The organism is Bacillus sp. S2(2019), assembly GCF_005144805.1.
Lineage (GTDB): Bacteria > Bacillota > Bacilli > Bacillales > Bacillaceae > Bacillus > Bacillus altitudinis.
Genome location: NZ_SWFL01000003.1, coordinates 209514 through 221876, shown reverse-complemented (window position 1 = coordinate 221876; position 12363 = coordinate 209514). Strand labels below are relative to the sequence as shown.

The window sequence follows — 12363 nt, the reverse complement described above, 5'->3', positions numbered from 1 at the left end:
CTCTCCCTCTTCTACTAATCTATTTCCTCTTAAACAAAAGCGAAAATTGCTCTTAGCCCTACATATGAAAGCGCTATAAATATACCTAATGTCACATATGTGGAGATTCTTTGTGAGCGTGGTGAAACTGTAATTCCCCAGCTGACAGCAAATGACCACAAGCCATTAGCAAAGTGGAAAATAGTAGATAAAACGCCGACAATATAGAAACCTAGCATAAATGGAGAGCTTAAAATATTCGCCATCATGTCATAGTTTACTTCAGCTCCAAGCTGCGCTTGAATGCGTGTTTCCCATACGTGCCAAGTGACAAAAATCAATGTGATGATACCTGTAATCCGTTGCAGTCTGAACAACCAGTTTCTTAAGTAACTGAAGCGAGACGTGTTGTTTTGTGCCGTAAAGGCTATGTACACCCCATAAACAGCATGATAGATCAGTGGTAAGAAAATCACGAACAGCTCAAGTGCATATCTGAATGGAAGCTGTTCCATAAAGTGTGCAGCTTTGTTAAACGCCTCTGGTCCATTCGTCGCAAAGTGGTTAATCACTAAGTGCTGTACTAAAAATAGACCGACCGGAATGACGCCAAGCAAAGAATGCAATCTCCGATAAAAAAATTCTTTGTTCCCCGACATTACTTTACCCCCTAGTAAAAAAAGTGCAATTGCTTGAAAATTGTCTTACCCCCGCTTCTTTCAATTGTAAGCACTTTATTCAAATTTATTGACAATTTCATTTTACTCCTATGTCAAAAAAGCGTCAAGAAACCGCGTACATAAATTAAAATTTTCCGAAATTTAAAAGTTTTAAATCAAAATTCGTTTTACTACAATAAGAATTTCTTAGACTTCAGGGAAAACTCTGTCATCATATGCCCACATAAGCTATAATAAATTGTTGAAAGAGGGGAGCCATACAATGAATAAATTCGAATCTAACTTAGAACAGCTAAAAGAAATTGAAGTCAATGGATTTGCCTACGAGCTGATACGCGAAGTTCTGCTGCCTGACATTCTTGGTCAGGATCATTCATCTATGATGTATTTTGCGGGTAAACTGCTTGCTCGTAAATTTCCTCAAGAGTCATGGGAAAAGATCCCCGAATTTTTCCATGATGCCGGATGGGGAACTCTCACGATGGTCCATTCTAAAAAACAGGAAATTGAGTTTGAGCTCGAAGGTCCACTTGTATCGAATCGACTCAGCTATCAAAAGGAGCCATGCTTTCAAATGGAAGCAGGTTTTATCGCTGAACAGATTCAGCTTCTCAATGAGCACGTGGCTGAATCCTATGAACAAGTAAAAAAGCGTGCTGATAAAGTCATTTTAACCGTTAAATGGGATTTAAGAGACCCTAGCTAACACTGTTTATGAAAGGCGACGACTTCGTGTCACGCCTTTTTTATATACCCTTCTATCATAGCACAGTTGGCGTACCGGTTTACGCATGTTTTTCTTTCTTCATATGCTGATGATTTCCAATATAAAAAAGAGGTGTATCTTTTTACGGAATACACCTCTTTTGAAGATTTATGAATGAGCAGCGGCGCTCACCTTTGATAATTCAAACGCATCATGAAGGGCTTCTACAGCTTTCACCATATCTTCACGATCAACGACTGTTGAGACTTTGATCTCAGACGTACTGACCATTTTCACTTGAATGTCTTTTTGAGCTAACACAGCGAACATTTCAGCCGCAACGCCTGGGTTTGAGACCATACCAGAGCCAACGATAGATACTTTGGCTAATTTGCTTTCTGTCTCAATCTGCTCATAACCAAGCGCACCTTTGTATTCTTCTAATACTTCAACTGTTTTAGACAAATCATCCGTTTTCACAGAGAAAGAGATGGAGGTCTGATTGGTGCTTGTGACAGACTGAATGATGATATCGACATTGATATTTTGCTTTGCAAGTGTCGTAAAAATCGTCGATAGCGTTGTTAAACCGCTTGAAAGGCCGCATACCGTCACGCGTGTCATCTGATCTTCAAATGCAATGCCTCTTACAACTAAATTTTGTTCCATAGATGATTCCTCCTCAATTAACGTACCCGATTCATTTTCGATACTAGAACGGACTTCTAGTGGGATTTGATAATTTTTCGCAAATTCGACCGCTCTCGGATGCAGCACACCTGCTCCTAAATTGGCTAACTCAAGCATTTCATCGTATGAAATTCCTGCAAGTTTTCGCGCAGACGGCACATAACGAGGATCTGTTGTAAACACACCTGGTACGTCCGTATAAATATCACATTTGTCCGCTTTGAGTGCCGCAGCTAGTGCCACTGCTGTCGTATCTGATCCACCACGTCCAAGTGTTGTAATATGTAGATCATCCGCAATTCCTTGGAAACCTGCTACAACGACGACTTTTCCCGCACTCAGTTCTTCTTGGATTCTTGCTTCATCGATGTCCACGATTCTTGCATTTCCGTGCACCTTCTCTGTTTTCATCCCAGCTTGCCAGCCTGTAAAGGAAATGGCATCATAACCTTTTGCTTGCAGTGCCATCGCTAATAATGAAATGGTCACCTGCTCACCAGTTGTCAGTAGCATATCCATTTCTCTTTTGCTTGGATCATCTGTGAGTTCTTTCGCTAGGTCTACTAGAACATCCGTTGATTTGCCCATCGCAGACACAACCACGACCACATCATTTCCTGCCTCGCGTTCAGCGATGACTCTCTCTGCGACATTGCGAATTTTTTCTGTCGATCCAACAGATGTTCCACCAAATTTTTGTACAATTAGTCCCATGTCTACCACCCTTTTTCAAAAGATCACGTGTGAGAGAAGAGGCTGCGGAGACTGCTCTCTGCACTGCAAATAAAAAAGCAATGAGAGAACAAATCTCCCATTGCTTTAAAATCATCATCAAACGATGCAAACAATGAGATAGCCCTCCAAGAAATACATTCTTGACAGCCCTACATTTCTTCAATGTACAGCCAGCGAATAAAATGAGTGGATTTTATTCACTTCGGCGACGCTCCCCTTTCAGCCCTCTTCCTAGATCCCCTCGATCTCTGAAGGCTTACTCTTGAAGTTCGCACCTCTATCTTCAACAAACAACACGTTCATTTATTAAATTAGTCACATCTTAACAGACTTTTGGAAAAAGTACAATCTATTTTTTTAATGCCTCCATTAAAAGTTCAGCCGTTTGTTTCGGAATACCAGCGTCCTGAAAATCCTGGATAGAGGCTTCTTTCATCTTTTTCACAGAGCCAAAATGTTTAAGTAACTGCTTTTTGCGCTTTTCCCCGATACCTGGGACATCGTCTAGAATAGACTGGAATGCATTCTTCCCGCGCAGCTGCCGGTGAAAACTAATCGCAAATCGGTGCACTTCATCTTGAATACGCTGCAATAAATAAAAGGCCTGACTATTTCGTTCGAGCGCAACAATTTCAAGCGTATCACCCATCATCAGATTCGATGTCCTGTGTTTTTCATCTTTCACTAGACCTGCCACAGGAACAGACAGATTTAATTCATTTTCGAGCACATCTATGGCTGCGTTGATTTGTCCTTTTCCTCCGTCGATTAAAATCAAGTCAGGAAGCGGCAGTTCATCCTTTAACACCCGGGTATACCGCCTTCTAATGACTTCACGCATGGAAGCATAATCATCGGGCCCCTCAACGGTTTTAATTTTGTATTTTCGGTATTCCTTTTTATACGGCTTCCCGTCTTGGAAGACAACCATAGCGGATACGGGGTCTGCTCCTTGGATATTGGAGTTATCAAATGCCTCAATCCGGTATGGCATATAAATATTAAGTGCATCACCAAGCTGCTTCACTGCACCAATTGTCCGTTCTTCATCGCGCTCTATGAGCGAGAACTTTTCTTTGAGAGCAATTTTGGCATTTTGGTGGGCAAGTAAAAGCAAATCCTTCTTCTTTCCTTTTTTCGGCTGATGAACATTCGTTTCAAGCAATTGCTCAATCATCTCTTGATCGACGCTGTCTGGCACCAAAATTTCCTTCGGCAAAAAGTGGTTGTTCTTTTCATAAAACTGCCCCATAAACGTGAGAAATTCCTCCTCAGGGTCTTGATACATCGGAAATAGGCTGACATCACGTTCGATTAATTTCCCCTGTCTGATGAAGAAGACTTGGACACACATCCAGCCCTTATCATAAGCATAGGCAAATACATCACGATCGGATAAGTCACTCATCGTCATCTTTTGCTTTTCCATCGTTGAGTCGATATAAGCGATTTGATCTCTCAGTTCTTTTGCCCGCTCAAATTCTAATTGTTCGGCCGCTTCTTGCATCTTCTCTGTTAATTCTTTCTTGATTTGCTGATGTCCTCCGTTTAGAAATCTTGTGATTTCATCAACGAGCTGCTTATTCGTTTCTTCAGAAATGTCATACACACACGGAGCAAGACATTGCCCAAGATGATAATAAAGACAGACTCGGTCAGGGAGTGTCGCACATTTTCTAAGTGGATATAAACGGTCGAGCAGCTTTTTCGTTTCTCTTGCTGCTTGTACGTTCGGATATGGACCGAAGTATTTCCCTTTATCCTTTTTCACATTGCGGGTGACAATCAGCTTAGGGTGACGTTCATTCGTAATTTTAATAAAAGGGTACGTTTTGTCATCCTTGAGCATGACATTGTATTTCGGGTCATATTTTTTGATTAAATTCAGCTCTAAAATAAGTGCCTCAATATTTGAAGAGGTGACAATGTATTCAAAGTCTTCAATTTCACTGACAAGCCGCTGCGTTTTGGCATCATGAGATCCTGTAAAATAAGAGCGGACCCTATTTTTTAATACCTTTGCCTTTCCCACATAAATGATCGTATTTTGTCTATCTTTCATTAAGTAACAGCCTGGTTGATCAGGTAAGACTGACAGCTTTTCTTTGATCAATTTGTTCATATTTTCATCCGTCCTTGTTTTCCGCTTTCACTCCTTCTAGTGTATCACGAACATTTGTTTTATACCACGATGAAAGAAAAGCGGCTCTCGACTATACGAGAACCGCTTTTTGAGATCATGCCACGCGGGCATAGATCGGTTTATAGATGTTTGTTTACAAGCTCAGCTAGTGCTTCTTTTGGTTTGAAACCAACAGACGTTTCGACGACTTCACCGTCTTTTAAAACAAGAAGTGTTGGGATACTCATAACGCCGTATTTACCAGCAGTTTCTTGGTTATCATCCACATCAATTTTTACAATTTTCATTTTATCGCCCATTTCTTGATCAAGTTCTTCAAGAACTGGAGCAATCATTTTACAAGGTCCGCACCAAGGTGCCCAAAAGTCTGCAAGAACAACACCTTCTGCAGTTTCTTGTGAAAATGTTGCGTCAGTAGCTTTTACGATTGCCATTATTCATTCCTCCAATGTAAATTATGCTTTTTAGTATAGCATCTACCAATGTGACTTGCGAATGAAATGCTTACGAATCATTTTTTATGAAATGAATTAAAAAACAAACCGTATAATCGCACCAATAACAACAATCGCACCAATGATCATCAGAATGGTTCTAAGCATATGACATGACTCCCTTTCCGCTTCATTTACAATGTATGATGCCCCAACATTCTTCTCATCAAACATTGAAATATGCGATCAAGCCAGATCGACGGTCAACATGACAACCGACATAGGCGGCAGATCAATAGTCAGCTCGCCGTGCTTAACAGCAAATTGCCGAAAGTCTGCAGGCTGAACGGAATGAGGATCATCGAACGTGTTGTGTGCATTCATCCGATCAGCAGTCAGCACACGGCCAGTGACTTTCGTTTTTGCATCGATTCCCTCTATCGCAAGAGATACGTCTGCTTTTTCATGGGGATTCACATGACATAAACTAATATGCATCTTGTCAGATGACCGCGAGGCTGACACACTGACTCGAGGGATTTTTTCACCCCGGCGTTCATACGAAGGCGCATTCAATTCTACTTCAAGCGCTTCTTCTTCTTGATGCACTTGAAACATGTGAAATACATGATAGGTAGGTGTCAGGAGCATCTTTTCGTCCTGCGTTAACACCATCGCTTGCAGCACATTGACGGTCTGGGCAATATTCGCCATATGAATCCGCTGGCAATGGCGATGAAAAATATGAAAATGCAAGGCACAGACTAGAGCATCTCTTAATGTGTTTTGCTGATACAAAAACCCTGGATTTGTCCCCGGTTCTGGATCATACCATGTCCCCCATTCATCAATAATCATCCCGATTCGCTTATCTGGGTCATAACGATCCATGATCTCTCCGTGATCTACAACAAGCCGCTCCATTTCAGACGCCTTCTTCAGCGTTGTAAACCACTCATCCTCATCAAAATCGGTCGCTGACCCTTTCTTCTCCCATGTTCCTGGGACCGTATAGTAATGCAAACTGAGCCCATCCATCCACGGCGCTGCACGCTCCATTAATACTTTTGTCCAATTCACATCATTTGAATTCGCACCGCATGCGATTTTGTAAATGCGCTGACCAGCAAATTCTCTCACATACGTTTGGTAGCGTTTATATAAGTCTGCATAATACTCTGGTGTCATATTTCCACCGCATCCCCAGCTTTCATTACCTACACCAACATACGTCAGCTCCCACGTTTCTTGTTTTCCATTTTGAATCCGCCAATCCGACATAGGTGTCCCTTTAGGAAATGTGATATATTCAATCCATTCTGCTAATTCTTGAACAGAACCGCTTCCAACGTTTCCACAAATATAAGGCTCACATTCAAGTAATTCACACAGTCTCATAAATTCATGTGTACCAAACGCATTTGATTCAACGGTGCCACCCCAATGAGTATTCACCATCGGCTTTCGTTCACTCAGATCCCCGACGCCGTTTGCCCAATGATACTCGTCTGCAAAACAGCCGCCCGGCCACCTCAGCACCGGGATATGTAAGGCTTGAAGTGCCTTTAGCACATCGGTACGAATCCCTTCAACATGATCAATCTCTGAATCTTCCCCTACCCAAATGCCGTCATAAATTCCTCTTCCTAAATGCTCTTGAAAGTGTCCATAGATGTGTTTAGAAATGGTTCCAATCACTTCATTGACTTTTACTGTCCCATTCACTTATAAACCGCTCCTTTGTTTCGTGATAACATACAAAAAAACCCAGAATACCTAGGCATTCTGAGTGTATGAGCGTTAAGAATGGATATTCATGTTTTTTAACTCTTCATTTAAAAGCGGAACGACTTCGAATAAGTCACCGACAATTCCGTAATCGGCAATTTTGAAGATTTCAGCTTCTGGGTCTTTATTGATCGCAACAATGACTTTACTGTTGGACATACCGGCTAAATGCTGAATAGCCCCTGAAATCCCGCAGGCAATGTAAAGGTCAGGTGTGACGACTTTACCGGTTTGACCAATTTGCAGGGCATAATCGCAGTAGTCAGCGTCACATGCACCACGCGAGGCACCGACTGCTGCGCCAAGCGTTTGGGCAAGTTCTTTCAGCGGTTCAAAGCCTTCTTTGCTCTTGACCCCCCTGCCTCCTGCGACAATAACCTTCGCTTCAGATAAATCTACACCTTCTGATGTTTTTTTAATGACTTCCTTCACGATCGTTCTTAGGTTTTGAATATCGACAGAAACTGGCGTCACTTCTCCGCTGCGTGACGCATCACGCTCCAGCGGTGCCACGTTGTTTGGACGGATAGTAGCCAAAAGCAGACGATCTGTTGAAATGACTTTTTCAAAAGCTTTTCCTGAATAAATCGGTCTAGTGAAAACAAGATGTTCACCGGTAACGCTTACATCTATTGCATCTGAAATTAAGCCAGTTTGCAGGCGTGCAGCTATTTTGGGTGACAAGTCTTTTCCGATCGATGTATGACCGAAGAGCACTGCATCAGGATTGACTTGATCTAATATTGCTTGAAGCGCCTGCGCAAAACCATCAGACGTATAATAAGAAAGATGCGGGTGCTCGACGATCATCACATGATCCGCTCCATAATAAAGCAGTTCATCCGCTTGATCTTTGACGTGATCCCCTATTAAAACGCCAATCACTTCACCGCCATCAGCCACCTCGTGAGCGGCAGCAATCGCTTCAAATGTCACATTTCTTAATTTACCGTCACGACTTTCTCCAAGTACAACAACTTTTTTACTCATCCTATAAGCTCCCCCTTGTTCTCGTGATATCGTAAAGTGGATGTTTAGATGACTTTTGCTTCATTTCTTAGCAGGTCTGTCAGTTCCTTGACCTGATCCTGAAGCTCACCGCTCAACACCTTGCCACCCTCTTTTTTCTCCGGTAAGAAACGTTCAATTGTTTTTATTTTATATGGCACATCGTCTTCATCTAGATCTAGATCGTCTAATTCCAGTTCTTCTAAAGGCTTTTTCTTTGCCTTCATGATGCCTGGTAACGATGGATAACGAGGCTCATTGAGACCTTGCTGCGCGGTGACCACTAGCGGGAGCTCGGCAGAAATCACTTCCACATCACCCTCTGCATCTCGCTCAATTGAAGCTGAGCCGCCGTCGATTTGAATACTTGTAATGGTTGTGACATATGGAAAACCGAGTAATTCAGCAAGACGCGGGGCCACCTGTCCAGACCCGCCGTCAATCGCTACATTCCCTGCTAAGATCAAGGAAGCTTCTTTATCCTTGAAATAGTGATATAGAATCGTAGAAGCGGAAAACTGATCCCACTCCTCCAAATCATCTTCAACATTTAATAAAACGGCTTGATCGCAGCCCATTGCAAGTGCTGTTCTAAGCTGCTTCTCCGCATCTTCATTGCCAACTGTCACGACCGTTACTTCTCCCCCGTGCTCATCCCGAAGCTGAATCGCTTCTTCAATTGCGTACTCATCATAAGGATTAATAATGAACTCTGCCCCATCTTCTTGAATAGCACCAGACTGAATAGAGATTTTCTCTTCCGTGTCAAACGTACGCTTCATTAAAACAAAAATATTCATTCATTTCTCCCCCTTGTGTCGTACTAATCCCTTATTCCCCTTTAAAATTCGGTTTACGCTTTTCAATAAAAGCTTGGATGCCTTCTTTGGCATCATTCGACTGGAACACCTCAGCAAACTTTTTGGCTTCCAGCTTCATTCCGCCATCATATGAGTACACTTTTGTCGCATTCAATAACTCAAGCACATACTCAAGCGTTTTAGGGCTTTTCGCTGCAAATTTCGCTGCCAATGTTTTGGCTGTTTCCAGCGCTTCTTCCTCTGTTTCCGCAAGTTTTGAAACAAGTCCGCAGGCAAATGCTTCTTCTCCTGTAATTGGCTCAGCTGTTCCCATCATTTCAAGTGCTTTAGCTGATCCAACGTAGCGAGGCAGGCGCTGCGTTCCGCCGAATCCTGGGATAATACCGAGATTTAATTCCGGCAGTCCCAGCTTTGCATCTTTTGTTGCGATTCGAATATCACACGACATCGCCAGCTCAAGCCCGCCGCCTAATGCTGCCCCGTGAATGGAAGCAATCACCGGTTTTGGACATTGTTCAATTCGTTCAAACACTTGCTGTCCTCTGTCTGCAAGGCTGGCATAATCAGACTCTTCCTGCAAGGTCGTAAATTCTTTAATATCAGCACCTGCTGAGAAAAATCTACCTTCTCCATGAATGACAATAGCTCTCACTTCACTGTTTTGTTCAAGCTGATCAAACATGTCATTGAGTTCAGTGAGAAGCTGAGAGGATAAGGCATTTGCAGGTGGGTGTTGAATCGTGATGAGTGCTGTCTGTTCGTCTTGGTGTAAGCTAAGTATTTTTTCCATGTCAATCATCCTTTTTCAATTGTCTTTAAGATTGATGTATTCCGTTTAAGAGAAGATCATGTACACTTTCTGCGAGTGCAGGCAGGTCATACTTTTGATCATTCATGACCCATGTTGTAGCGGTTTCATCAATCGTCCCAAATACCATTTGTCTCGCTAAGCGGACATCTAGATTTTGTCTAAATTCTCCGGTCTTCTTTCCTTCGGTTAAAATGGAGTCGAGCATATTTAAATACCCTTTCAGCACCTCATTGATTTTTTGGCGCAGTTCAAGGTTTGACTGCCTGAGTTCAAGCTGTGTCACAAGGGCCAAATGATGGTCTTGCGATAGCAGGCGAAAGTGTTCTCGAATGAGGAGAAGAAGCTTTTCTTTGGCAGACGGTTTCTTTTGAATATCGTTTTCCATCCGTTCGATGAATTGTCCCATTTTTTCTTTGAACAATGAGATCAAAATGTCCTCTTTGTTTTTGAAATAGAGATAAATGGTTCCGTCTGCTACCCCTGCTTGTTTGGCAATCTTTGAAACTTGTGATTGATGGTAGCCGTTCTCTGCAATCACCACAACGGCTGCATCAATAATTTGCATGTACTTCGGTCTTTTCTGCTTCAATGTGCTTCGTCCCTTTCTAAATTGAATGAGCATTCATTCATAACTTTATGTTAAAAAGAAACGAGTGATTTGTCAAGTGATGTTCTTCTTTCTTTTCAACCTTTAGCATACCAGAGCAGACACGTACAATTCAAATCATCCGGCCGCTTGACCGGATGATGCTGGTTCATTCTCTCATCGATCGACTGGTTCTTCTGTTGAAGATGATTGCTTTCTTTTTTCTTCTTCAATTAACACTCTGCGCAAGATTTTCCCTACAGCCGTTTTAGGCAGTGATTCCTTAAATTCGTAGACACGCGGCACTTTAAATGAGGCAATTCTTGTTCTAACAAAACGATCCAGTTCATCCTCTGTTACATAGGCATCCTTCTTCGGGACAACAAAGGCTTTTACTGTTTCCCCTCTATACGGATCTGGAATACCCGCCACAACAACTTCTTGTACAAGCTCATGCTCATAAAGGGCTTCTTCAACCTCTCTTGGGTAAATATTATAGCCACTCGCTATGATGACATCTTTTTTCCGGTCTACGATATAGAAAAAACCATCCTCATCCATATACCCAATGTCTCCTGTAAAAAACCAGCCGTCTCTTAACACTGCCGCTGTCTCATCCGGCTGATTCCAGTACCCTTTCATGATTTGAGGACCTTTGACGATAATCTCTCCGTGCTCATATGGCGCTTTGAGTCCACCCGTTTCTTCACAATAAATACCGGCATCCGTATTCGGCCAAGGGCACCCGATACTTCCTATTTTGTTCGCTCCCCATAAGAAATTGGCATGAGTGACAGGAGAAGTTTCAGAAAGTCCATACCCCTCCACCAGCCTTCCTCCTGTTAGTTTTTCAAAACTCTGTTTGACTTCAACAGGAAGAGCGGCCGATCCGCTTAAGCATGCGGTGATGGATGATAGGTCATACTTCTCAATATTCGGATGATGAAGCAGGGCAATATACATCGTTGGTGCTCCTGGGAACAGCGTCGGTTTCTGTTTTTCAATGGTCTTCAAGGTATCCGCTGCATCAAAACGCGGAAGAAGAATCATTTGATGACCTTCTTTGACTGCAAGGTTTAGCACGGTCGTCATGCCGTATACATGAAAGAACGGAATGATTCCAAGAATCCGCTCTTTTCCACGGTTCGTTTTATACATCCAGGATGCACACATTTCTGTATTGGCTACTATATTTTCGTGTGTGAGCATGACCCCTTTTGGTAAACCGGTCGTTCCGCCTGTATATTGCAAAACTGCGACATCCTCTTTCGGTTGAAAGGATATTTGCGGAATCTGTTCTCCTGACGACTCTTTCATGATCTGTGAGAAATGATGAATGGAATCACTCTTCTCCACTTGGATGACCATGTTGTTTTTCCTTCGCTGGACAATCGGAAACAATATGTTTTTTGGAAATGGCAAGTAATCTTGTAGTTTTGTGATGATCAAATGCTCCATACTTGTCAGCGCTTTCATTTTATAGGCCTTTGGATACAGTAGATCGAGAGTGATCAGCACCTTAGAGCCGCTGTCCTCCATTTGATATTCCAGTTCTTTCTCCGTATAAAGCGGATTGGTTTGAACGACAATGCCGCCTGCTATTAAAACCGCATAATAAGAAATCACCGATTGCGGGCAGTTTGGCAGCATAATCGCTACTCTGTCGCCTTTTTTGACACCGATGTCAATCAAGTGACTGGCTAATTTCAGTGCATCTTCTTGTAACTGCTGGTAGGTGATGTTTTTTCCTAAAAAATGAATGGCTGTATGCTCAGGTGCTGCCTCTGCGGAGCTGAATAAGTAAGATTGCAACGTTTCATTTGGGATGGTGAGTTCGTGGGGAATTTGATTCGGGTAATGCAGAAGCCAACGTTTATCTGACTGCATAAAAACCCTCCTTCCTGAACTTTCGTACTATTTTATTATAGCAAACTTTTCCTTATGGCTGTTTGCTTTTTTCAAATCGAGCTCGTTCCATGACA

At 42.5% G+C, this 12363-nt stretch carries 11 protein-coding genes and 1 riboswitch; of the genes, 1 reads left to right on the top strand and 10 read right to left on the bottom strand.

The features are described from left to right. Window positions 1-29 precede the first annotated feature (29 nt). A complete protein-coding gene (locus FBF75_RS11260) occupies window positions 30-638 on the bottom strand; it encodes a succinate dehydrogenase cytochrome b558 subunit (protein ID WP_007501622.1) in 609 nt (202 codons plus the stop codon). Between the two features lie 283 nt (window positions 639-921). On the opposite strand from FBF75_RS11260, the gene FBF75_RS11255 reads away from it, so the two are divergent. Continuing rightward, window positions 922-1365: a YslB family protein gene (locus FBF75_RS11255; RefSeq protein ID WP_008345974.1), complete on the top strand. Its 444-nt coding sequence runs from the start codon at window positions 922-924 to the stop codon at window positions 1363-1365. 168 nt (window positions 1366-1533) lie between these two features. Here the strand turns inward: FBF75_RS11255 and FBF75_RS11250 are convergent, their stop codons facing one another. The 9 genes from FBF75_RS11250 to FBF75_RS11210 all read right to left on the bottom strand — a co-directional run bounded on the left by FBF75_RS11250 (window position 1534) and on the right by FBF75_RS11210 (window position 12268). Beyond that, window positions 1534-2769: an aspartate kinase gene (locus FBF75_RS11250; RefSeq protein ID WP_047945317.1), complete on the bottom strand. Its 1236-nt coding sequence runs from the start codon at window positions 2767-2769 to the stop codon at window positions 1534-1536. A 131-nt stretch (window positions 2770-2900) separates the two neighbouring features. Further along, window positions 2901-3078: riboswitch (Lysine riboswitch) on the bottom strand. Between the two features lie 61 nt (window positions 3079-3139). Further along, a complete protein-coding gene (gene uvrC / locus FBF75_RS11245; RefSeq protein WP_007501627.1) occupies window positions 3140-4912 on the bottom strand; it encodes an excinuclease ABC subunit UvrC in 1773 nt (590 codons plus the stop codon). 140 nt (window positions 4913-5052) lie between these two features. Next, the gene (gene trxA / locus FBF75_RS11240) at window positions 5053-5367 is read right to left on the bottom strand and encodes a thioredoxin (RefSeq protein WP_007501629.1); all 315 of its coding nucleotides are present in this window, start codon (window positions 5365-5367) and stop codon (window positions 5053-5055) included. Between the two features lie 246 nt (window positions 5368-5613). Next, a complete protein-coding gene (locus FBF75_RS11235; protein ID WP_035391190.1) occupies window positions 5614-7092 on the bottom strand; it encodes an alpha-N-arabinofuranosidase in 1479 nt (492 codons plus the stop codon). A gap of 75 nt (window positions 7093-7167) precedes the next feature. Continuing rightward, window positions 7168-8145 (bottom strand): electron transfer flavoprotein subunit alpha/FixB family protein, encoded by a 978-nt coding sequence (locus tag FBF75_RS11230; RefSeq protein WP_007501631.1) that lies wholly within the window; start codon window positions 8143-8145, stop codon window positions 7168-7170. A gap of 44 nt (window positions 8146-8189) precedes the next feature. After that, window positions 8190-8963: an electron transfer flavoprotein subunit beta/FixA family protein gene (locus tag FBF75_RS11225; RefSeq protein WP_035391188.1), complete on the bottom strand. Its 774-nt coding sequence runs from the start codon at window positions 8961-8963 to the stop codon at window positions 8190-8192. A gap of 31 nt (window positions 8964-8994) precedes the next feature. Further along, entirely contained in the window at window positions 8995-9774 is a 780-nt protein-coding gene (locus tag FBF75_RS11220) for an enoyl-CoA hydratase (RefSeq protein WP_017358245.1), read from the bottom strand. A 25-nt stretch (window positions 9775-9799) separates the two neighbouring features. Next, complete coding sequence (locus FBF75_RS11215) at window positions 9800-10384, bottom strand: TetR/AcrR family transcriptional regulator (RefSeq protein WP_017367816.1); 585 nt, start codon at window positions 10382-10384, stop codon at window positions 9800-9802. Window positions 10385-10558: 174 nt separating this feature from the next. Further along, window positions 10559-12268, bottom strand: a complete 1710-nt coding sequence (locus FBF75_RS11210) for an AMP-binding protein (RefSeq protein ID WP_136944752.1) — start codon at window positions 12266-12268, stop codon at window positions 10559-10561. Window positions 12269-12363: the final 95 nt, after the last annotated feature.